The sequence below is a fragment of the Frigoribacterium sp. CFBP 8766 genome (assembly GCF_014841435.1).
Classification (GTDB): Bacteria; Actinomycetota; Actinomycetes; order Actinomycetales; family Microbacteriaceae; genus Frigoribacterium.
Genome location: NZ_JACYTX010000005.1, coordinates 1 through 21,272, shown reverse-complemented (window position 1 = coordinate 21,272; position 21,272 = coordinate 1). Strand labels below are relative to the sequence as shown.

At 74.2% G+C, this 21,272-nt stretch carries 18 protein-coding genes; 7 read left to right on the top strand and 11 right to left on the bottom strand.

The genetic code is table 11. The features are described 5' to 3' along the window. Positions 1-103 precede the first annotated feature (103 nt). Both IFT90_RS13640 and IFT90_RS13635 read right to left on the bottom strand, forming a co-directional pair. Positions 104-1,594: a hypothetical protein gene (locus IFT90_RS13640; RefSeq protein ID WP_192042781.1), complete on the bottom strand. Its 1,491-nt coding sequence runs from the start codon at positions 1,592-1,594 to the stop codon at positions 104-106. Positions 1,595-1,860: 266 nt separating this feature from the next. After that, entirely contained in the window at positions 1,861-2,040 is a 180-nt protein-coding gene (locus IFT90_RS13635; RefSeq protein WP_192042780.1) for a hypothetical protein, read from the bottom strand. A gap of 123 nt (positions 2,041-2,163) precedes the next feature. On the opposite strand from IFT90_RS13635, the gene IFT90_RS13630 reads away from it, so the two are divergent. Continuing rightward, positions 2,164-2,829 (top strand): hypothetical protein, encoded by a 666-nt coding sequence (locus IFT90_RS13630; protein ID WP_192042779.1) that lies wholly within the window; start codon positions 2,164-2,166, stop codon positions 2,827-2,829. A 117-nt stretch (positions 2,830-2,946) separates the two neighbouring features. Here the strand turns inward: IFT90_RS13630 and IFT90_RS13625 are convergent, their stop codons facing one another. Continuing rightward, positions 2,947-3,678, bottom strand: a complete 732-nt coding sequence (locus IFT90_RS13625; RefSeq protein ID WP_192042778.1) for an alpha/beta fold hydrolase — start codon at positions 3,676-3,678, stop codon at positions 2,947-2,949. Positions 3,679-3,798: 120 nt separating this feature from the next. Further along, positions 3,799-5,220, bottom strand: a complete 1,422-nt coding sequence (locus tag IFT90_RS13620; protein ID WP_192042777.1) for an MFS transporter — start codon at positions 5,218-5,220, stop codon at positions 3,799-3,801. Positions 5,221-5,342: 122 nt separating this feature from the next. Between IFT90_RS13620 and IFT90_RS13615 the strand changes: the two genes are divergently transcribed. Further along, entirely contained in the window at positions 5,343-7,319 is a 1,977-nt protein-coding gene (locus tag IFT90_RS13615) for a GAF domain-containing protein (RefSeq protein ID WP_192042776.1), read from the top strand. A 153-nt stretch (positions 7,320-7,472) separates the two neighbouring features. On the opposite strand, the gene IFT90_RS13610 is transcribed toward IFT90_RS13615, so the two are convergent. The 3 genes from IFT90_RS13610 to IFT90_RS17640 form a co-directional block, all read right to left on the bottom strand. Beyond that, complete coding sequence (locus tag IFT90_RS13610; protein ID WP_192042775.1) at positions 7,473-8,360, bottom strand: alpha/beta fold hydrolase; 888 nt, start codon at positions 8,358-8,360, stop codon at positions 7,473-7,475. After that, positions 8,360-9,868 carry an FAD-binding oxidoreductase gene (locus IFT90_RS13605; protein ID WP_192042774.1) on the bottom strand — a complete coding sequence of 503 codons (1,509 nt, stop codon included), beginning with the start codon at positions 9,866-9,868 and terminating at the stop codon, positions 8,360-8,362. Before IFT90_RS13605 ends, IFT90_RS13610 begins: the two co-directional genes overlap by 1 nt. A gap of 125 nt (positions 9,869-9,993) precedes the next feature. Next, positions 9,994-12,219: a response regulator transcription factor family protein gene (locus tag IFT90_RS17640; RefSeq protein ID WP_192042773.1), complete on the bottom strand. Its 2,226-nt coding sequence runs from the start codon at positions 12,217-12,219 to the stop codon at positions 9,994-9,996. 84 nt (positions 12,220-12,303) lie between these two features. Here IFT90_RS17640 and IFT90_RS13595 point away from each other — a divergent pair, with 84 nt between their 5' ends. Further along, a complete protein-coding gene (locus IFT90_RS13595) occupies positions 12,304-13,011 on the top strand; it encodes a DUF4232 domain-containing protein (protein ID WP_192042772.1) in 708 nt (235 codons plus the stop codon). 64 nt (positions 13,012-13,075) lie between these two features. Here IFT90_RS13595 and IFT90_RS16690 read toward each other — a convergent pair whose 3' ends face one another. The 4 genes from IFT90_RS16690 to IFT90_RS13575 form a co-directional block, all read right to left on the bottom strand. Next, on the bottom strand, positions 13,076-14,425 hold the full coding sequence (locus tag IFT90_RS16690; protein ID WP_199861877.1) for an amidoligase family protein: 1,350 nt from the start codon (positions 14,423-14,425) through the stop codon (positions 13,076-13,078). A gap of 8 nt (positions 14,426-14,433) precedes the next feature. Further along, on the bottom strand, positions 14,434-15,213 hold the full coding sequence (locus tag IFT90_RS13585; protein ID WP_192042771.1) for a hypothetical protein: 780 nt from the start codon (positions 15,211-15,213) through the stop codon (positions 14,434-14,436). Positions 15,214-15,537: 324 nt separating this feature from the next. Next, positions 15,538-16,581, bottom strand: a complete 1,044-nt coding sequence (locus IFT90_RS13580; protein WP_192042770.1) for an NAD(P)-dependent alcohol dehydrogenase — start codon at positions 16,579-16,581, stop codon at positions 15,538-15,540. Between the two features lie 64 nt (positions 16,582-16,645). Then, a complete protein-coding gene (locus tag IFT90_RS13575) occupies positions 16,646-17,128 on the bottom strand; it encodes a MaoC family dehydratase (protein WP_192042769.1) in 483 nt (160 codons plus the stop codon). Positions 17,129-17,328: 200 nt separating this feature from the next. On the opposite strand from IFT90_RS13575, the gene IFT90_RS13570 reads away from it, so the two are divergent. From IFT90_RS13570 to IFT90_RS13555, 4 genes are all read left to right on the top strand, one after another. Further along, entirely contained in the window at positions 17,329-18,387 is a 1,059-nt protein-coding gene (locus IFT90_RS13570; RefSeq protein ID WP_192042768.1) for an ABC transporter ATP-binding protein, read from the top strand. Next, positions 18,384-19,037, top strand: a complete 654-nt coding sequence (locus tag IFT90_RS13565) for an ABC transporter permease subunit (protein WP_192042767.1) — start codon at positions 18,384-18,386, stop codon at positions 19,035-19,037. Before IFT90_RS13570 ends, IFT90_RS13565 begins: the two co-directional genes overlap by 4 nt. Next, positions 19,034-19,846, top strand: a complete 813-nt coding sequence (locus tag IFT90_RS13560) for an ABC transporter permease (RefSeq protein WP_192042766.1) — start codon at positions 19,034-19,036, stop codon at positions 19,844-19,846. The genes IFT90_RS13565 and IFT90_RS13560 overlap by 4 nt, the downstream gene beginning before the upstream one ends. Before the next feature lie 126 nt (positions 19,847-19,972). Next, complete coding sequence (locus tag IFT90_RS13555; RefSeq protein WP_192042765.1) at positions 19,973-20,893, top strand: ABC transporter substrate-binding protein; 921 nt, start codon at positions 19,973-19,975, stop codon at positions 20,891-20,893. The last annotated feature ends 379 nt before the right edge of the window (positions 20,894-21,272 follow it).

Below are 21,272 nucleotides of genomic sequence, written 5' to 3'. Positions count from 1 at the left end.
GGACGAGCACGACGACGCCCGCCCCGGGCGGCGACCGACGGAAGTCCGTGGTGCCGCCCGGGGCGGGCGAGGTGCAGCTGAGGTGCGGTGGAGCCGTGCGGTGCTACTCGGCCGAGTCGACCGTCAGGGCGCGGCGGCGACGGGCGGCGACGAGCAGCCCTCCGCCGGCGAGCAGCAGCAGCGCGGCGCCGACGACGCCCCGCGACGCCTCGGAACCGGTGTAGGCGAGACCGGCCGGACGCGCCACGGGTGCGGCCGGGGTCACGACGGGCGGCGCCACGGCGGCGGCGACGAGCGAGAAGGTGACGGTGTTCGAGAAGTCCGACACGGCTCCTGCCTCGTTCACGGAGCCGTCGGCGTTCAGCTCGGCCGCGATGGCCTGGGTCGCGTACGCACCGGGGAGCAGCGAGACGGTGACCGTCCAGTTGCCCTGGGCGTCGACCAGGATCGGGTCGGCGAGGTCGGTGATGTAGAAGCGGCCTGCGGCGGGGGTCTCGGTGGCGGTCCCGTCGAGGAACGCCGAGTCGGCGACGGTCAGGACGATGCCCGTGCCGACGGGCCCGGTGCCCGAGATCGTGACCGTGCCGCCCGTGACGACCTGCCCCTCCGTGGGGCTGGTGATCACCGGGGTGGGCGTGAGCAGGACGACCTCGTCGGCGACGGTGACGTCGACGGCCTGGACGATGCCCGAGCGGACGCCCGTCAGCGTGATCGTGTAGTCGTCGGCGAGCACGTCGTCGGCGAAGACGATCGTGTCGGCGTAGGCGCCCACGGTGTCGTCCGCGTAGTAGTTCAGCGCGCGGTCCGCGAGGTCGACGACGGTGCCCTCGGAGTCGGTCACGACGGTGCGGACCTCCTCGCCGGGGCTGAAGCCGGTCGCGGCGATCGCGATGCCGGTGGTGGTCGCCTCGTCGACGGTGACCTCGTCGGGCGTCGCCGTGATCGTCGGGGCGATCGCGGGCACGGGCGCCGTGGCGAACGTGAAGGCCACGCCGAGCGAGCCGACCTGCGCGGCCGGGTTCGACTGGGTGACGTTCGCACCCGAGCCGAGCGAGCCCCGTGCGAGGTCGAGGAACGTCGTGGGGACCGAGAAGGTGCCGTCGGGGTTGGCCGTCGCCGTGCCGGCGACCGAGTTGCCGAGGTTCTTGTTGCTGTAGGTCACCGTGACGGTGCTGTTCGGCGCTGCCACGCCCGTGAAGACCGGGGTCGTCGTGTCGACGACCGTGCCGACTCCGGGGTAGTCGACCCTGAAGGGGAAGGCGGGGTTCGGCGCGACGGCGAGCTCGATGGTGTAGTCGGTGGCCGTCACCTCGGGATCGACGACGCGGGTCGTGGCGTCGACGGCGGTGAGGACTGCGTCCACGGTCGTCTCGCCGGGCAGCAGCTCGCCGACGTTGGCCGTGACGCTGAAGGTGCCGTCCGGGTTGTGCGTGGTGCCGACGTTGATGCCGTTCGCCAGCGTGCCGTCGCCCCTGTCGTACGTGAAGACGAGGTCGTCGGCGGCGGGCAGGCCCGTGCCGGCGAGCGGCAGGAGCTGGGTGAAGCCGGTCGAGTTGTCGTAGGTGGAGCCGGGCGCCGGCGACGTGATCGTCACGGGGGCGGCCGCGGAGGCGGGCCCTGCGGCGAGCAGGACACCTCCGAGGGCGAGTGCGAGGGCCGTCGGCGCAGCGACGAGGCCCCTTCTGGCTGATGAGCGCAAGGGCGTTCTTTCTGTCGAGTCGGATACGTGCGTCATTGCAAGTCCGCCCGGGCCCAGCACCTCGAGGAGACAGGGGACCAGCCCCTGTCCGGAACATAACAGAACCTCAAGGATCCGGTAAGAGGGTCCTGTGAGTCTGTTCGCTCTTGACGGGGTCGAGCTCAGAAGGCGTTGCCCAGGGCGTCGAGGAACGCCTCCAGGGGGCGCACGACCCAGCGGTGCAGCCAGCGGCGCAGGCGGGGGAACCGGCGCGGGGCGCCTCCTCGGGCTCGGGCGTCCTCCGCCTCTCGTCGCTCACGTCGGCTGAGCGGACGGCCGAGGTGCGCCGGCCCGTCGTGCACGGGCCTGTAATGCGCGGGCCCGTCGGGTACGCGAGCGCTCCCTGCGTCATGAGGCCGTCGATCCACGGAGGCGACGCTATCGTGACGAGGTCCGCCTCCCGACCCCTTGCCCCGGAGCCCCGCATGCCCACCCGCACGACCCGCGAGATCGTCGACGCCGCCCGCGCGCGCTTCGACGACGGCGAGCACCGGGCCGCGTGGGACTCGCTGCTCGTCCACGCCCGTCGCCACCCGGACGAGCGCGCCTACCGCGACGCCCTCTCGGAGTTCTACCGCCGTGCCGGCAACCCCGACCAGGCGGCCCGCTGGGGCGCCCACGACCTCGGCTCGCTCGATGCCCGTGAGCGTCACGCGCTGCGCCGGTCGCTGCTGCAGTTCGAGACGGAGAAGGAGGTGCGTGACTACCTCGTCCTGTCGGGCGGCCTTCCCTCGGAGACGACCGAGCACCTCGGGTCGCCCCGGCAGCAGCGGCTGATCCGGTGGGAGCCGACGTCGGAGCTGCTCCTCTTCATCGCCGGTCTCAGCGGAGTCATCGGGGTCGTCTTCGTCATGACGCTGCTCGTCTGCGTCGTCGTCACGGCGTTCACGGGCGACCCGGAGGCGCAGTCCGTCGCGCAGGTGTTCGTCTCGGTCGCGCTCGGCGTCGTCGCCGGGGCGGGCGCGCTCGCCTCTGCGGGGTACCTGCTCAGCGAGCGGTGGTGGCGGAGCGGGCTGCTCGGGGTGGTGGCCGTCGCCGCGGCCGTCGTGCTCGCGCACACGGACCTCACGTCGCCGCTGCCCTTCGGCTGACGAGGGGGACGGGACGCGAGTTGCCCCGGATGGTCGCCTCCTGCTGGTGGAGGCGACCATCCGGGGCAAGTCCGCGCATGAGCAGCTCGGGGGAGTCGAGCGGTCGGGGGAGGCGCGCTAGAGCACGTCGGCGACGAGCTCGAACACGCGGTCGGGCGCCTCGAGGTGCATGTCGTGATGCACGCCGGGCAGGCGGCGCAGCTCCCAGCCGACTCCCTCGAGCGAGCGGGCGACGGGCTCGGGCAGCACGGCCGGGCTGTCGTCCGAGAGCACGACGACCGAGGGCACCGCAGGAGGCGCCACCTCGATCGGCGCGTGAGCCACGTCACGGAACACCCCGATCGCCATGGACGTGTCGAACCGCTCGCGGGCGTCGTCGAGCAGCGCGACCGTCGCCGCGTCGTAGCTCGCGCGCACCGCCTTGGTCGTGCGTGCCTGCGCGAGGCCGGCCACGGCCAGCGTCAGCGGCGGCACGGCCCAGAACAGCCGACCGGCGAGGCCGCTGGTGGGCAGCGCCAGGTGGAAGCCCGGGTCGAGGTAGATCGCCCGGAGCGGCTGCAGCCGCGCGACCGCCCGGACGAGCACGGCCCCGCCGAGCGAGTGCCCGACCACGCTGTGCAGGCCCGTCGGCAGGGCCTCGACCAAGTCCGTCGCGAACTCGTCGAGGCCGTACGACGCCGCCCAGCCGCTGTGCCCGTGGCCCCGCAGGTCGACGGTCGTGACCGTGTACCGGCCCGTCTCGAGCATCCGGTCGACGAGCGGTCGCCACGTGTCGCCGTCGCCGCCGAGCCCGTGCACCAGCCCCACGTGCCGCTCGCCGTCGCCGGTGGTGGTCGTGTGCAGCTGCATGGGGTTCCTCGGGATTCGTGTCGAGCGGGGCGGAGCGGGTGGGGCAGGTCGATCAGGGGCGGGCGGGCGGGCGGGGCAGGCGATGCGGGTCGAAGGGAGTCGGGCGGGTGCGACACCCCGTCAGCGCACCGACTTGATCGGGATCACCGCGAGGGCGCCGAGCACCACGAACACGATGCCCGAGATGAAGAGCACGGGGTAGCCCCCGGTGACGGAGACGAGGCCGGCGGCGATCGAGGGGCTGAGGGCCTGGGGCAGCGTGGTGGCGAGGCCGAGGATGGCCAGGTCGCGTCCTGCGGAGCTGGCGCCCGACGTCAGGGAGGCGGGCAGCACCTCCGTCATGAGGGCCAGGTCGATCGAGATGTAGGCGCCGAAGCCGAGGCCGAGCAGGAAGCTGTAGATCAGGATGCCGGTCGTCGTCGGCATCACGAGGGGCACGACCAGGCCGATCGCCATGACGACCGAGGCCCAGACGATGAACGGCTTGCGGCGGCCGATCCGGTCGGACAGCACGCCGCTGGTCAGCGCCGAGATGAGCACGCCGAGCAGCAGCACGACGCCGATCTGGGCGGCGAAGGCGTTCGAGGCGGCGTCGCTCAGCCCGATGTAGTCGCGCAGGATGTACAGGCCGAAGGTCTGCGCGCCGTAGAAGCCGATCACCATGAGGAACCGCGCCGCGAAGGCCCACGCGAAGTCGGGGTGCTTCCGCGGCGAGACCCAGAAGCCACGGGCGAACTCGCGGAACGTGGGTCGGGGCGCGGCGGGGCCGGCCGCCTCGTCGAGGCTCGAGCGGTCGGGGTTCACCACGACGAACACGACGACGACCACGAGCACGAGGGCGGCGAGCACGAGGTAGGGCAGGGCTCCCGCACCGGAGGCCGAGCCGGCGACGACGGCCCCCACCGCGTTGCCGACGGTGATGCCGAGGCCGATGAGGCCCGAGACCCCGCCGCGCTTGGCGGCCGGGAAGCGGTCGGGCACGAGCGCCGTGGCCGCGGCCTGCAGCGCGTTGAGCCCGAGCTGCACGACGAGCCAGATGAGGGCGACGGTGACGATCGAGCTCGCCAGCGGCAGGCCGGCGAAGAAGCCGGCGGCGAGCAGCGCGCCGCCGACCATCCAGGGCGAGCGCCGGCCGAAGCGCGAGCGGGTCGCGTCCGACAGGGCACCGGCGATCGGCTGCGCGAAGACGTTCGCGAGGAACGCCACCGTCGTCACGATCGCCAGGTTGCCGATCTTCGAGGCCTCGTCGATGTCGGCCACCAGGTTCGGGATGAGGATGCCGAGGCCGCCTGAGTTGATCGCGAGGATCGACACGTAGACGAGCGCGAGGCCGATCGAGAGCCGGCGGAGGCGCGGCGGGCCGACGCTGACGTCGGTCGCCTCCGCGACGGCGGCGATGCCGGCGGGCCCCGCGGAGCCGGGGGTGGGCGCGACGAGTGAGGCGGCGGTGCTGCCGATCGTGCCGGGCACGTCACCGGGCGTGCCGGAGGCGGTGCCGGGCGTGCTGCCGGCGGAGGCGGTGGTGCGGTCGACGTCGGTCATGGGGGACTCCTGAGCTGAGGGGCGGCGCTGCCGCTCGGGGACGCTCAACCCTGCGCCTCCGCCCCCTGCCCCCACAACGGCTGTTCCGTCTACTCTCGACCCATCGGATGGAGGGAACAACCATGACTGAGCGCGACCCGCAGGCGACACGTGACCCGCAGACGACACGCGACCCGCGGGCGACACGTGACCCGCAGGGGCCCGGGTGGCTGCAGCTGCTCGCCGACCAGGCCGGCGTGCCCGAGCTCGAGGCGCACCGCCGCCTCCTCGTCGCCGACGGTGCCGACGAGGCCCGCACCGACCAGGAGGCGCGCACCGCGGTCGAGGTCGCGTCGCTGCTGCAGGAACGCCGACAGCGCGCGGTCGAGCTCGCCGCCCTCAACGACGTCGCCGGCCGCCTGGCCGCCGTGGCCGACCCGGCCGACCTGCTCGTGGAGGTCGTCGACCAGGCCCGGCGCCTCCTGGGGGTCGACCTCACCTACGTCGCGCTGCTCGTGGGCGACGACCTCCGCATCGAGGTCGCGAGCGGCGACCGCTCGTCCGCCCTGGTCGGCACGCGCCTGCCCCGCACCGCCGGGCTCGTCGGCAGCGTCGCCGCGAGCGGGACCCCGCGCTGGACGTCCGACTACGCAGCCGACCCCGAGCTCGTGCACGAGGAGAGCGCCGACCGGGCCGCCCGGGCGGAGTCGATCCGCGGGCTGCTCGGCGTCCCGCTGGCCGTGCGGGGCCGGGTGCTCGGGGTGCTGCTCGCCGCCAAGCGGGAGGAACGACGCTTCGGCGCGCACGAGATCAGCCTGCTGACCGGGCTCGCCGCCCACGCCGCGGTCGCCATCGACAACGCGCGGACGGCCGCCGAGCTGCGCGACGCCAAGGAGGGGCTCGAGTCGACCCTGCGCCTCGACGCCGACCTGACCCGGGCCGTGCTCGCCGGGGGCGACCCGGAGTCGCTCGTCGAACGGGTGCAGGCGCTCACCGACGTGCCCGTGCGGTGGGTCGAGCACCCGGCCGACGGGCCCGTGGGTGCGGCGCTCGCCGGGGCGGCCCGCAGCGGGGAGCCCAGGCCGGTCGTCGTGGGGGCCGAGACGGTGCAGCCGGTGGCGGCCGCGGGGCAGGTGTTCGGGGCGTTGGTCGCCGGGCCAGCGGGCCTGGGTCTCGGTCTCGGTCTCGGGGACGCTGCGGGCGCGGTCGCCGGCACCGCGCCTCCTCGGGGCGGGCTCGCGGACGCCGGGACTGCTGGTGCGGGGTCGACCGGTGCCGTGCCCGCCGACGCCCTGCTGCTGCTCGAGCGGGCCGCGCCCCTGATCGCGCTCACGCTCGTGGGGGCGAGGGCCACCGCCCGCGCCGCCCAGCTCGGCCGTGACATCGCCACGGTCGACCTGCTCAGCCGCGGCGAGCCCGACGCGGCCGCCGACCACCGACGCTGGCGCGGCGCCGGGCTCGACCCGCGCCGGCCGCACGTCGTCGTGGTGGTCGAGGGCGACCCCGAGGCTGCTCGGCGCCACGTCGCGGGGCTCGGGCTGGGCGGGCACGTCGCGTCCGCGGTGCACCGCGACCGGTTCGTGCTGGTCGCCCCGGCCTCGCTCGAGCTCGAGGGGCGCTGGGGAGCGCAGGAGGCGCCCGTCGCCGGACTCGCCGGCCCCGTCGTCGAGACGGCCGGGCTCCGCGCCGCGTGGGGCGAGGCCGCCCGGACGGCCCGGGCCCTCACGGCCCTCGGCCGCCGCCCGGGGAGCGGCGGCGGGCTGTCGCGGGGCGACGACCTCGGGGTCTTCGCCGTGCTGCTCAGCCGCGCCGGCACCCGTGAGCTGCACGAGCAGGTCGAGCGCGAGCTCGGGCCGGTCCTCGCCGAGGAGGCCCGGCGGGGAGTGCCCCTCACGGAGACGCTCGAGGTGTTCCTCGACCAGGGACGGCGCCCGACGGCCACGGCGTCCGCGCTGCGGGTGCACGTCAACACGGTCTACCAGCGGCTGGCGACGCTCGACGGGCTTCTCGGGCCGGCGTGGCGGGAGCGGGCGCTCGAGCTGCAGGTTCTGCTGCGGCTGAGCCGGGCAGCGCAGGAGCTGGACGGGCCAGGGGCTGCGCACTCGCCCGGGCCCGCGTAGGCGCTCGCGCCGAGTCGCCCGGACCCGTCGAACCCGCGCGCACCCTCGTGCGCGCGGGTGGGTGCGCGCAGGTTCGAGGGGTCCGCACGCGCGCCCGTGCGGGTTCGAGGGGTGCGGACGGGCTCGGACGAGTCGACGTGGGCCCGCCCGGCCTCAGAGGCCCGCGACGAACGCGAGCAGCACCCCGTTGAACTCGTCGGGGCGGTCGAAGTTCGTCGCGTGCCCGGCGTCGTCGATGACGACCGACCGGCCGAGCGCATGGTCGCCGACCGCCGCCTCCGCGTGGCTGCAGGGCCAGAGCTGGCTGCCGCGGCCCGCGACCATCGTGAACGGCACGTCGAGCCGGGCGATCACGTCGCGCCAGTCCTGCAGGCCGTGGTCGCGGAGCAGCTTGCGCGTCTCGGGCGCGTTCGCCTCGCGCACGGCGGGCGGACCGCCGAGCCGTTCGAACAGCCGGGCCACGCCGGTGTTCGCCGGGTCGACGCGGGCGCCGCGGCCGGTGTCGGGGATGCCGTCGTCGAAGAAGGTGCCGCTGTTCTCGGGCGTCATGCCGTAGAAGCCGTGGCTCCACCCGCCGTCGTTCACCAGCTTCGGCGTCTGGTCGATCGTCAGCACGCCCGTGACCCGGTCGGTGCCGAAGAGATCGATCGCGGCCCAGACCGTGCTCGCGCCCATCGACTGGCCGACGAGCACGACGTCGTGGAGGTCGAGGTGCACCAGCAGCTCGTGCAGGTCGGCACCGTGGCGGGCGATCCGCTGGCCGTGCAGCACGTCCTCGCTGGCGCCGTGCGAGCGCCGGTCGAACTCGACGACGCGGTGGCCCGCCGCGAGCAGCGCGTCGGTCTGCAGCGCCCACGCCGCGGCGGGCATCGCGTAGCCGGCGACGAGCACGACGGTGCGGGAGGCGGTGGTGCGGGAGGCGGTGGTCGCGGGGGAGGCGGCGGCCGCGTCGGTCCTGCCGGTCGCGACGGGCGCCTCCCCCGAGTCCGTGTAGGCGAGCGTCACGCCGTCGGTGCTGACGAACGTGCCGGCGGTGCTCATCAGAAGGCCTTCCCGGGGTTGAGGGTGCCGGCGGGGTCGAGAGCGTCCTTGACGGAGCGGTGCATCGCGAGCACGCGCTCGCCCAGCTCCTCGCGGAGGCCCGGCAGCTTCAGCAGGCCCACGCCGTGCTCGCCGGTCACGGTGCCGCCGAGGTCGAGGCAGTCGGCGACGATGGCGTCGAACGCGATCTTCGCCCGGGCCTTCGCAGCCTCGTCTCCCTCGGGCGCGATGATCAGCGGGTGCAGGTTGCCGTCGCCCGCGTGCGCGATGTTCGCGATGACGACGTCGGCGCTCGCCGCGGTCGCCTGGATGCGCCGGAGCATCTCGGGCACGGCCGATCGCGGCACGCAGATGTCCTCGGTGAGCACGGGGCCCAGTCGCTCCAGCGCGGGGTAGGCGAGCCGCCGCGCCTGGAACAGCCGGTCGATGTCGGCCGGGTCCGTGGCCAGCTCGACGTCGGTGCCGCCCGCCTCCGCGAACACCTGGGCGACCTGGTCGGCGAGCTCGTCTCCGGCCGCGCCGCGCTCGTCGACGCGGGCCAGCAGCAGCGTGTCGACGTCCGAGGGGAGCCCCAGGTGCACCCAGTCGTCGACCGCCCGCAGGCAGGTGCGGTCGAGCATCTCGAGCGCGGCGGGGATGATCCCGGCCTTCGAGATCGCCGCCACGGCGTCGCCCGCCGCGACGAGCGAGGGGAAGTACCCGATCACGGCGCGCTCGTCGCGCCCGGCGAGCGGCAGCAGCCGCACGGTCACCGAGGTCACGACGCCGAGCGTGCCCTCCGACCCGACCATCAGGCCCACGAGGTCGTAGCCGGCGACGCCCTTGGCGGTGCGCCGTCCGAGCTCGACGATCGAGCCGTCGGCGAGCACGACGGTGAGGCCCAGCACGTAGTCGCGGGTCACCCCGTACTTGACGCAGCAGATGCCGCCCGCGTTCGTGGCGACGTTGCCGCCGATCGTCGAGATCGCCGAGCTGGCCGGGTCCGGCGGGTACCAGAGCCCGTGCTCGGCCACGGCCGCGCGCAGGGCGTCGTTGATCACCCCGGGCTGCACGACGGCGTACCGCTCGTCGACGTCGATCTCGGTGACGGCGTCCATCAGCTCGAGCGACAGCACGACGCAGTCCGCGACGGCGTTCGCGCCGCCCGAGAGGCCGGTGCCCGCACCGCGCGGCACGACCCGGACGCCGGAGGCGGCGGCCAGGCGGAGCACCGCGCTCACCTCGTCCGTGCTGCGGGCGAGCACCACCGCGAGGGGCGCCTCGAACGGCGCCCACTCCGCGTCGTCGTGGCTGTACCGGGCGAGCGACTCCGGGTCGCGGAGCACGCGGTCGGCGTCGAGCGCCGACGCCAGGTCGGTGACGAACGCGTCGACCGCCTCGGCAGCGAGGGCAGGCGCCGAGCCGGCGGGGGCCTGCGCGGCTCCGGGCTCAGAGGTGGGTGCGCTCGCGTTCGCGGGTGCGGCTGCGGAGGAGGCGGCACGTGCGTCCGCTTCGGTGGTGACGGTCATGCGGGGGCGTCCTCCTGGCTCGGCTCGGTGCGGACCGACTGTAGCCCCGCTCCCCGGACCGCGCCTCCGGCTGGGCAGCTCTCCGCGTGCGGGGTGCGGCCGTTCGTGCGCCCGCGTGCGGCGGGTCAGCGGGCGGTGCCGCCGCCGGCGTCGCGGCCGGCCCGCGCGAAGCCCGACTCGTAGGCGAAGACGGCGGCCTGCACGCGCGTGCGGGTGCCGGTCTTCGCGAGCAGGTTCGAGATGTGGGTCTTGACGGTCGCGATGCTGAGGTACAGCTCCTGGGCGATGTCGACGTTGCTGAGGCCCCGCGCGACCCCGTCGAGCACGTCGAGCTCGCGGTCGCTCAGCCCGTCGAGCGCGGCACGGAGGAGCGGCGGAGCCGGCCGGGACGCGGCGGTCCCCGCGAGCGCGTTCGCCTGCGCGGGCGACAGGGCGGACGCCTGCACGGGCGCCTGGGCGGGCAGGTGCGCGGGCGAGTCGCCCGACGTGCGCGCCGCCTCCGTCGCGACGGTCTGCTCGATCAGCGCCCGGGTCATCGCCGGGTCGATCAGCGAGTCGCCGCGGGCGGCCGAGCGGACGGCGGCGGCCATGAGGTCGGGCCCCGAGTCCTTGAGCAGGAACCCCGAGGCACCCGCGGCGATGCCGTCGAAGAGGTGCTCGTCGTCGTCGAAGGTCGTGATGAGCACGACGGCCGTCGAGGGCTCGGCGACGATGCGCCGCGTCGCGGCGATGCCGTCGAGGCGCGGCATGCGGATGTCCATGACGACGACGTCGGGTCGCAGCGCGAGGGCGTCGCGCACGGCGTCCTCGCCGTCGCGGCTCTGGCCCACCACCGTGAGGTCGTCCTCGGCGTCGAGCATCGTCGCGATGCCGGCGCGGGCGATCGCCTGGTCGTCGACGACCAGCACCCGGAGGGTCACGACGCGCCTCCGTCCGACGCCGCCACGAGAGGACCGCGGGCGTCGGTCGCGGCCGCAGCCGCCGCCTCGGCCGCCGTCGCGGGTCCGACCGAGAAGGAGGCGCCTCCCCCGGGGCAGCTCGGCCCTCACGGCCCAGCCCGTCCCGGCCGCGTCGTGCCCGGTGACGAGCACGCCGCCCAGGCCGACGATCCGCTCGCGCATGTTCGCGATGCCCGCGCCGCCCCGCGGCACGTCGGGGAACCGCTCGGCGGCGGTCCCGGGGTCGGTGACGACCACCTGCCAGGCCGTGGGGCCCTCCGTGATCGCGACCCGCACCTCCTCGGCGGACGAGTGCAGCATCGTGTTGGTCAGGCACTCCTGCACGACGCCGAGCACCGCGATGCGCTGCGCCGCGGGCAGCTCGCCGTGCACCAGCACGGTGCAGTCGACCTGGTAGCCGATGGCGCGCAGCCTCGCCGCCATCGCCTCGAGCTCGACGTCGAGGTCGCCGGTCGCGTCGGCGAGCGGGCCGACCGGTGCGGCCTTGAGCACGCGGACGACGGTGCGGATGCGGGTGAGCACGTCCTTGCCGCCGAGCACCACGTCGTCGAGGGCGGCGACCAGCCGGTCGGGGTGCTGGTCGGCGACGCGGACGGCCGCCTGCGCTCCGATGACGAGCGCGGCGACGTGGTGCGCGACCTCGTCGTGCACGTCGCGGGCGATCCGGGTGCGCTCGCGCTCGGCGATGCGCACCGCCTCCTCGGCGCGGAGGGCGACCAGCTCGCGGTTGCGCGCCGCGAGCTGGGCCGTGGCCCGTCGCTGGTGCTGCAGCGCGAGCGCGGCGGCGACGACGAGCGCGCAGCCGACGAGGTAGCCGAACTGCGTCGAGCGGTCGTAGAAGACCGCCCAGTCGAAGGCGTCGAAGACGGAGCCGGCCGACAGCCACGAGTCGACGACGACCTGCCACGGCACGATGGTGAGCACGGCGAGCACCGCGAAGGAGGCGGCCGGCGCGAACACGGGGAGCCCGTTCGACACCGAGATGAAGACCGTCACCGCCAGCGGCACCAGCAGCTCGGGCGCCCGGACGTACCAGTCGCCCGGCACGGGCCCGAAGGCGATGGCCACCGTGATCGCCGAGACGACGGTGAGCGAGGCCAGGGGGAAGCGCTTCGTGGTCGCCGCCGCGACGAGCGCCGTGAGGCCGACGATGACGTAGCCCGGCAGGCTGGAGGGATACCAGTTGAACTGCAGCGCCACGATCAACGCCGTGAGGTAGGCGGCGACGCCGAGCCCGAGCAGGAGCACCCGGCGGAGCCCGGGGCCGAGGTCGCGGAGCGGCGCGACGGCACGGAGGCGGGCGACCAGTGACGGCTCCCGGGGCATCGTCGAGGCCCGCCCGGCGGCGGCCTCGGCCTGCTCGTCTGCCGCCCTCACGTCTGCTGTCTGCACGTCCACACGCTAGCTCCGGGCCCGCGTGCGTTTCTCGGCCAGAGGGATGAACGACATTCGTGCAGTGAGTGCACGATCAGGGACATGACCCGTTCCGCGAAGTTCTTCCTGCCCCTCGTGCTGGCCTCGTCGCTCGGCCTGCTCGTCTCGGGGTGCACCTCGGGCGACCCCGACGCGTCGGCGACCGGCGCCTCCTCCGGGCCGTCCTCGTCCGCCTCGTCGGCCGCACCCGGCGGGTCGGACAGCCCGTCGGTGTCGGCGTCGGCGTCCGCGCCGGCCGAGCCGAGCGCGACCCCCGGCCCCGACGGCGCCTCGGGCGGCGGGGGAGACCTGGGCGACGGCGCCTCCGGCGACGCGTCGGCCCGCTGCACGGTCGACGAGCTGAGCGCCGAGATCGCCGACGGAGGCGGCGGCGCGGCCGGCAGCTACGGCATCGCGTTCGTCTTCACGAACACCGGCGACCGCACCTGCACGCTGCAGGGCTGGCCGGGCGTCTCGTTCGTCGGGGGCGGGGACGGCACCCAGATCGGCGCCTCCGCCACGCTCGACCGCGGGACGCCGCACGAGACCCAGAGCCTCGCTCCCGGCGGCGAGGTCCAGGCGCTCGTGAAGATCGTGCAGACCGGCGGCTTCGACGCCGCCACCTGCCAGCCGACCGCGACGGACGGCTTCCGCATCTACCCGCCCGGGTCGGTCCGCTCGATCTTCGTGGGCGCGTCGGGCTCGAGCTTCGAGGCGTGCGCGAACACGGCCGTCCAGCAGCTCTCGACGAGCGCGCTGGCGGCGTTCTAGGGGCCGCGAGTTGCCCCGAAGTGCTGCTTCCGCGCTCGCGGGGCAGCAGTTCGGGGCAACTCGATCAGCTGCGGGTGCGTGCGAGCACGAGCGCGAGGAGCTCGGCGTCGGCGCGGGCGGGAGCCACGGAGGCGGCGGTCGTCGGGTGCGGGAGGGGCGCCTCCTCGAGGCAGCGGTCGAGCAGGGCCTCGACGAGCCGGGCCCGGCCCGTGATGGCGGAGGCGGAGAGCGAGCCGGGCAGGATCCGCACCTCCACGGTGTCGCGCGCGGGGCTGTCGGTGAGCAGGGCCGTGAGGTTCACGTCCATGTACTTGAGCAGGCCGGTGCGGGCGGCAGCCTGCTGGAGGTGGTGCCAGCGCTGGGCGGAGGCGGCGCCTCCTGCGGTCGTCACGTCGTCGCCGGCTGCGGTTGCCACGACGTCGTCGTCGTCGTCGTCTTCGGCGCCGGTGCCGGTCCGGGCTCCGCTCGTCGCCGCGGCCCACGCGGCCGCCTCCTCCTCGACCAGCGCGAGCACCGCGGGCGGCATCGGCGCCAGCCGGGTGCAGGCGGGGTTCGTCTCGAGCAGCTCGTGCAGCGCCCCGCGCCAGTGCCCGAAGAGCCGCACCAGGTTGGCGAAGGCGTGCGCCGACCGGAACGGCGCCCCGTCGACGTGCAGGTGCACGGCGGCCTCGACGGGAACGGTGAAGCCGAGCTCCCTCGCGGGCCGGAGCAGCGCCTCCAGCGCGGCCTCGTGGTCGACGGTCAGGGGCGCCGTCACGATCTCGCACGGCCGTTCGCGGCCCGGGGCGAGCGGGGCCGCCATCGCGATGCTCGCCCCCGAGCGGTCGCGCAGCCGCCGGACGCCGCCGACGACCTCGACGTCGGTGCCGAAGAGCCGCGCGACCGCGTCCAGGGACTGATCGAAAGGCGCGGCAGGGTCGCTGTGCTCGGCCACGAGGCGGAGGAGGCGCGGGTCGTCCGAGAGGACGCGCCACAGGTCCGGGGACGGCGCCGCGGAGGTGGCGGCCCCTGCCCTCCCGGCCCGCGCCTCCTCGTGCTCGCGTCGCAGGTCGTCGGCGATCGTGATGTCGTCCACGAAGGAGGCGACGGGCGCGCCGTGTGCGTCGGACACCTCCCACGCCGGTGTCAGGTGCCAGAAGTGGCCCATCCCCAGCACGAGCGAGGGCTCGGAGTCGGTGTGGAAGACCCGACGGGCCGCCCCGCCCGAGGCGAGGGCGACCCGTCGGGCGAGCACGCCGCGATCGACGCCGGGCGGGGCGATCAGCTCGATCTCGACGCCGATGCGGCGGCGCAGCGCCGGGCCGGTCCGGCCGTGCGTGGGCCCGGCTGACTCGTGCGTCGACTCGGCACCACCGCCCGGTGCGGGCAGGACGCCACCCGGTGCAGCCCCGTCGCGACCACCCCGTGTCGTCACGGCGCGGCTCAGGGGACGACCGGCAGGCTGTCGCCGGCGAGCAGCGCCGCCCCGGCCCGGGCCTCGGCCTCGCGGACGGAGCCGCTCTGCCAGAGGGCGGCGAGCTCGGCCGCGTTCGCCTCGGTGTAGCCGCTCGCGCTGAACGCGGCCACCTGCTGGTCCTCGGTGAACGTGGCGGGCGCGGCGGGCACCTCCTCGTGGGCCAGCAGCGTCGCCCCGATGGTGCTCTTCACGGAGTACACGCTGGGCTCGCCCCAGGCCACGGCGAGGCCGAGCGCCTGCTCCCAGCTGCCGCGTCCGAGGACGAACGCCACGAGCCGCTGGTCGTCCGTGTAGGTGGCGCCGGGCGCGTCGTCCGGACCGAACGGCAGCGGGGTGCCGGCCGTGATCGCGGCCCCGGCCTTGCCCTTCGCCGTGGCGACGTCGGGCGTGCCCCAGACGACGGCGAGGTTGAGCGCGTCGTCCGCGTACGGCGAGGCGGCGAACGCCGCGAGGTCGGCCTCGCTGTACGTGATCTTCGGGGCCGGGGCCTCCTCGCCCTTCGCGGTGCTCGCGGCCTGGGCTGCGGCGGCGTCGGCCGCGACCTGCGCGGAGGAGGTGGCCGGGGCCGCCCCGTCGGTGGCGAAGGCGCCGGCTGCCCCGAGCCCCAACGCGGAGCCGGTGACGGCGCAGGCGACGACGGCGACGACTCCCGCGCGGCGGAACGAGGCGCCGCGGCTCGTGCCGGGCCTGGTCGGGCCGGTCTCGGCGGTCGGGCTGAGCGGGGCTGTGGTGCGGTCCTGGTCCATGAGGTGCTCCTCCATCGGGTCGGCGGGGTGCGACGGTGCGTCGCGGTGCCGACCCTCCGGACGCTACGAGCACGAGGAGGCGCGGGTCGAGCGATCCGGGCCGGTCCCGTCCGCACGGCGTCCGGTTCGGTCCGGAGGGATGAGCCGCACGCGCCGACCGCCCTCGCCCGGCTCATCCGAACGACCGATCGTGGCGCGTGCGTGCGAGCGCCCGCACGAACGACGGCGACTGCTCGCGCGCACACGAACGAGTTGCCCCGAACGGTCAGTCCGACGAAGCCGGAGCGACGGTTCGGGGCAACTCGACGCCGCCCGGCGTGCGCCCTACGGGACGATGACCGCGCGGCCGCGGACCGTGCCGGCCGCGAGGGCCTCGTACGCGGCCGGGCCGTCGTCGAGCGAGTACCGCTGCGTCTCGACCGAGACGCGGCGCGACCGGGCGAGGTCGAGCACCTCGATCAGCTCGGAGCGGCTGCCCCAGTACGGCACCCGGACAGCGGCGTCGTAGGCGATCGAGCCGAAGCCGACCTGCGCGGTGCCGCCGCCGATCCCGACGAGGGTGACGTCCGCCTCCGAGGCGGCGACCGACGTGGCGAGGGCCACAGTGGGAGGCGCCCCCACGAAGTCGAAGACCGCGTTCGCGCCCAGCCCGCCCGTGAGCTCGCGGATGCTGTCGGCCGCGTGCTCGTCGCTGATCAGCACGTGGTCGGCGCCGACGTGGGTGGCCAGCTCGAGCTTGTCGTCGCTGACGTCGAGGGCGATGATCTGCGCGCCCGAGAGCGCCTTGAGGATCTGGATGCCGACGTGGCCGAGGCCGCCGGTGCCGATGACGACCGCGAAGGTGCCTGCGCCGAGCTTCGGCAGCGACGTCTTGATCGCGTGGTACGGCGTGAGGCCAGCGTCGGTGAGCGACACGTTCTGGACGGGATCGAGGTCGCCGAGCGGCACGAGGTGGCGCGGGTCGTCCACGATCATGTACTCGGCCATCGAGCCGGGGGCGCCGAGGCCGGGGGGCTTGATGCCCTCGGCTGACGCGTTGACGCAGTAGTTCTCCTTGCCCTGCGAGCAGGGGCGGCAGCGGCCGCAGCCCCACGGGCCGTAGACGGCGACGGCGTCGCCGACCTGCAGGTGCTCGACGCCCTCGCCGAGCTCGTCGACGACGCCCGCGCCCTCGTGGCCGAGCGTCAGGGGGAGGGGGTAGCCGCCCGCCGTGTAGTCCTCCTCGCTGAGGCCCATGACGAACTCGTCGCTGTGGCAGACGCCGGCCGCGGTGATCTTGAGCAGCACCTGCCCGGGGCCGGGCGACGGCTTCTCGATCTCGACGACCTCGGGGTGCTGACCGATCTTCGTGTACTGGAGTGCCTTCATGGCCAGAGGCTACGCCGGGCGCGTCACCCGTGCCCGACACCTGTCGGCTTGCTGGCCGGCCGGGTCAGGCGCGCGAGGGCAGCTCGCGCAGGATCAGGTTCATCATCACCTGCGACATGACGACCTCGTCGCGCTGGTTCAGGACCTCGATGCGCGTCCGCACGAGCCCGCGGTCGGGCTTCGAGGTCGACACCCGCGACGACAGCACGGTGAAGCGCGCCCGGAGGAGGTCGCCCGGCCGCACCGGCAGCAGCCAGCGCAGCTCGTCGACCCCGGGCGAGGCGACGCTCGCCCGCTGGTTCAGGAACCCGCCCACCATCAGCCGCATCATCAGGGCCGTCGTGTGCCAGCCGCTGGCGATGAGGCCGCCGAACGGGCTCCTCCTCGCCGCCTCGGGGTCGACGTGCATGTCGTGGGGGTCGAACGAGGAGGCGAACGCCACGATCTCGGACTCGGTCACCTCGAGCGGACCGTGCGTCTCGACGAGCCCGGGCACGTAGGCGTCGAAGGTGCGGTCGGCGAGCGTGGGCGTGGCGTGTGCGGTCATCACGGAGATCCTGCACCTCCACGATCGAGCAGGCTCGCGGAACTCCCCCCCGATCAGTCGGAGCGCAAGTCCCGTTCATCACGATCGGGACTCGATCGCGACGAGCCGGCCTCGAATCGGGGATGATGATCGGTGAATGGCTGTTCTACCGGTCATGTCGAACACCCGGCCACCACGGTTCCGACAGGCAAGGAGAACAGATGATCACGTTCGAGGGCGTCAGCAAGGTCTATCCCGACGGCACGGTCGCCGTCGAGCAGCTCGACATGACGCTGCCGACCGGCGAGCTCACCGTCCTGGTCGGCCCCTCCGGCTGCGGCAAGACCACCTCGCTGCGCATGATCAACCGGATGGTCACCCCGTCGACCGGCCGCGTGCTCATCGACGGCGTCGACGTCGCCGGCCAGGACGAGGCGCTGCTGCGCCGCGGCATCGGCTACGTCATCCAGGCCGCCGGCCTGTTCCCGCACCGCACGATCGTCGAGAACATCATGACGGTCCCCGCCCTCGTCGGCACGAGCAAGAAGGCGGCCCGTGCCACCGCGGTCGAGCTGATGGAGCGGGTCGGGCTGACCTCGGCGATGGCCGACCGCTACCCGGTGCAGCTCTCCGGCGGCCAGCAGCAGCGCGTCGGCGTCGCCCGCGCCCTCGCCGCCGACCCGCCGGTGATGATCATGGACGAGCCGTTCAGCGCCGTCGACCCGATCGTCCGCGAGGGCCTGCAGGCCGAGTTCCTCCGTCTGCAGCGCGACCTCGGCAAGACCATCGCGATGGTCACCCACGACATCGACGAGGCGATCAAGCTCGGCGACAACGTCGCCGTGTTCCAGGAGGGCGGCCGCCTCGCCCAGTTCGCCACCCCGCGCGAGCTGCTCGCGAACCCGGCCGACGACTTCGTCGCGGGCTTCGTCGGCCGTGACCGCGGCTTCCGCAGCCTCTCGTTCGACTCGGCCGCGAGCCTCGACGTCGCGCCGCTCTCCGAGGTGACGACCGGCCCCGAGCAGCTCGTGCTCGACCAGGCCGGCCGGCCTCTCGGCTGGACGGGCGCCGGTCTCGGGTCGACCGCCTCCCCGACCCCCACCGGAGGCGCGTTCCAGACCACGGACTCGCTGCGCCTCGTGACCGACCTCGCGATCACGTCGCCGGTCGGCGTCGTCGTCCGCGTCGACGAGGACGGGGTGGCCGACGGCGTGATCCGCCACACCAGCCTCATGCAGCAGCTGGAAGCCCGTCGTCGACGGGAGGTCGACCCGGCGTGATCCAGTACCTGCAGAACAACGTCGCGGTCATCCAGGCCGCCCTCTCGCAGCACGTGTTCCTGGCGCTGGTCCCGGTGCTGATCGGCATCGTCGTGTCGCTGCCGATCGGCTACCTCGCGGTCCGCTTCGGGTTCCTGTACCACCCGCTGCTCAACCTCAGCGGCATCCTCTACGCGGTGCCGTCGATCGCGCTGATCGTGCTCGTGCCCACCATCGTGGGCATCCGGATCCTGTCGCCGCTGAACATCATCATCGCCCTCAGCGTCTACACGGTCGCGCTGCTCGTGCGGGTCGTGGCCGACGGGCTCAAGTCGGTCGACCCCCTCGTGACCGAGGCTGCCTCGGCGATGGGCTACCGCCGCCTCCGGCGCCTGGTCTCGGTCGAGCTGCCGATCGCGCTGCCGGTCATGCTCGCGGGGCTCCGCGTCGCGACCGTCGCCAACGTCAGCCTCGTCAGCGTCGGCGCCCTGATCGGCGTCGGCGGCCTCGGCGCCCTCTTCACCCGCGGGCAGCAGCTCGACTACACGCCGCCGATCGTCGTCGGCATCGTGCTCTCGGTGCTGCTCGCCGCCGTGTGCGACGGGATCATCGTGCTGGTCCAGCGGCGCGTGACGCCCTGGACCCGTGCGGCAGGGAGGATCGCCGCATGAGCGACGGACTGCTCGCGTACCTGCTCGACCCCGCCAACTGGCAGGGCGGCGGCGTGCGCGCCTCGATCCCCGAGCTGGTGCTGACGCACCTCTGGTACACGGTGCAGGCGCTGGTCGTCGCGGCCGTGATCGCCCTGCCCCTCGGCCTCTACATCGGCCACACCGGCAAGGGGTCGTTCATCGCCATCAACGCGGCGAACGCCGGCCGGTCGCTGCCGACGCTGGGGCTCATCATCCTGCTCGTCGTGATCATGGGCCTCGGCTTCGGCCCCGTGCTGACCGCCCTGGTCATCCTGGCGATCCCGCCGATCCTCACCACGACGTACGCGGGCATCCGCGCGGTCGACCCGGCCGCGATCGACGCCGCCCGGGGCATGGGGATGCGGCCGCTGCAGGTGCTCTTCAAGGTCGAGGTGCCGATCGCGCTGCCGCTGATCTCGTCCGGCCTCCGCAACGCGCTGCTGCAGCTCGTCGCCACCTCGACCGTCGCCGCCTACGTCGGCATCGGCGGCCTCGGCCGGCTGCTGATCGACGGGCTGTCGCTCAACGACTACGGCCGCGTCGTGGCGGGCGCCGTCGTCGTGGCCGCGCTGGCCATCGTGCTCGACCTGCTCGCCGCGGGCACGCAGCGGCTGATCGTGTCGCCCGGCCTCACCGGGCGCATCCCGAAGCGCCAGCTGCGGCGCACCGCCCCTGCCGCTCCTGCACCGGCACTCGCTCCCGCCGACGGGGTCGCGGCGACGACCTCGGTGCACGGACCCTCGACGCCCGAGCCCGCCTCCTCGGCGCGCGACCGCGCGTCCTCCTGACCCGGCGCGCGCCTCCCGGCCCGCGCCTCCTCGACCCGGCCGGCACCTCCCGGTCTCCCCCCTTCACCCACACCCCGCACCCGAACGAATCGTCGTCAGGTGCACGAGAGCAAAGGCTCACACCCCATGAAGAAGACCCTCCTCGGCGCCATCGGCGTCATCGGCGTCGGCGTCCTCGCGCTGTCCGCCTGCTCCGACCCCACCGCCAGCACCGGCGGCGGCTCGTCGTCCGACAACGACACGATCGCCATCGGCTCGGCGAACTTCCCCGAGAGCGAGCTGCTCGGCGAGATCTACGCCCAGGCACTCGAGGCCAAGGACGTGAAGGTCAGCCGCACCTTCAACATCGGCGCCCGCGAGGTGTACCTCAAGGCGCTCGAGGACGGCTCGATCGACCTGCTGCCCGAGTACAACGGCGCCCTGCTCGCCGCGCTGTCGACCGACGGCGTGGACGAGGGCGTCACCTCGCCCGACGACGTGTACGACGCGCTGCAGGACGTGCTGCCCGAGGGCATCGTCTCGCTGCCCCAGTCGGACGCCGAGGACAAGGACACCCTCACCGTCACCCGCGCGACCGCCGACCAGTACGGCCTCGAGACCATCGAGGACCTCGAGCCCGTCGCGGGCGAGCTCCGCCTCGCCGGCGGCCCCGAGTTCGCGGAGCGCCAGCAGGGCGTCGTCGGCCTCGAGTCGGTCTACGGCCTCACCTTCAAGGAGTTCGTGCCCCTCGACGCCGGCGGACCGCTGACGCTCGCCGCGCTCGAGAACGGCGACGTCGAGGTCGCGAACCTCTTCTCGACCGACTCGGCCATCACGACGAACGACCTCGTCACCCTCGACGACACGAAGAACCTGTTCCTCTCGGAGAACATCGTGCCGATCATCCGCGAGGACAAGTCGAGCGACACCGTCGAGGAGGCGCTCAACGCCGTCTCCGAGGCGCTGACCACCGAGAACCTCACGGAGTACCTCGCCATGGTGCAGGTCGACAAGAAGGACTCGGCGAGCGTCGCCACCGCGTTCCTCACGGAGTACGACCTGCTGTAGGTCTCGCTTCCTGGGTCGCTCGCGCGAACCGACGAAGAAGGTCCTCCCCGGTCTCGGGGAGGACCTTCTTCGTCGTCTCGCCCCCGTGTGTCCCCGGTCGTGTGTCTCCTCGTTCAGGAACGTCGGTCCTGAGTCGCGCAACGGGGGGAGCGAGAGTCCTGAGTCGTGCACCGTTCAGGAGGTGTGGCCTGTCTTCTCCTGCACGACGCGGTGCCGAGGAGGTGCGGGCCGGGGAACGCGGGAAGCCCCGTCCCGCAGGGTGCGGGACGGGGCTTCACCGGGAACGTCGGCGGGTGCCGACGGGGGCGCCAGCCGGGTGGCTACTCGGTGGCGACGGTGATCTTCGCGACGCCGACGAGCATCTCGTCCTGGACGGCGT

Coding starts and splice junctions, on each gene's coding strand:
- IFT90_RS13605 (WP_192042774.1), bottom strand. CDS start 9,868: ATGACCGTCACCACCGAAGCGGACGCACGTGCCGCCTCCTCCGCAGCC.
- IFT90_RS13575 (WP_192042769.1), bottom strand. CDS start 17,128: ATGACCGCACACGCCACGCCCACGCTCGCCGACCGCACCTTCGACGCC.
- IFT90_RS13570 (WP_192042768.1), top strand. CDS start 17,329: ATGATCACGTTCGAGGGCGTCAGCAAGGTCTATCCCGACGGCACGGTC.
- IFT90_RS13585 (WP_192042771.1), bottom strand. CDS start 15,213: ATGGACCAGGACCGCACCACAGCCCCGCTCAGCCCGACCGCCGAGACC.
- IFT90_RS13560 (WP_192042766.1), top strand. CDS start 19,034: ATGAGCGACGGACTGCTCGCGTACCTGCTCGACCCCGCCAACTGGCAG.
- IFT90_RS13620 (WP_192042777.1), bottom strand. CDS start 5,220: ATGACCGACGTCGACCGCACCACCGCCTCCGCCGGCAGCACGCCCGGC.
- IFT90_RS13625 (WP_192042778.1), bottom strand. CDS start 3,678: ATGCAGCTGCACACGACCACCACCGGCGACGGCGAGCGGCACGTGGGG.
- IFT90_RS13630 (WP_192042779.1), top strand. CDS start 2,164: ATGCCCACCCGCACGACCCGCGAGATCGTCGACGCCGCCCGCGCGCGC.
- IFT90_RS13555 (WP_192042765.1), top strand. CDS start 19,973: ATGAAGAAGACCCTCCTCGGCGCCATCGGCGTCATCGGCGTCGGCGTC.
- IFT90_RS13615 (WP_192042776.1), top strand. CDS start 5,343: ATGACTGAGCGCGACCCGCAGGCGACACGTGACCCGCAGACGACACGC.
- IFT90_RS13610 (WP_192042775.1), bottom strand. CDS start 8,360: ATGAGCACCGCCGGCACGTTCGTCAGCACCGACGGCGTGACGCTCGCC.
- IFT90_RS13580 (WP_192042770.1), bottom strand. CDS start 16,581: ATGAAGGCACTCCAGTACACGAAGATCGGTCAGCACCCCGAGGTCGTC.
- IFT90_RS13595 (WP_192042772.1), top strand. CDS start 12,304: ATGACCCGTTCCGCGAAGTTCTTCCTGCCCCTCGTGCTGGCCTCGTCG.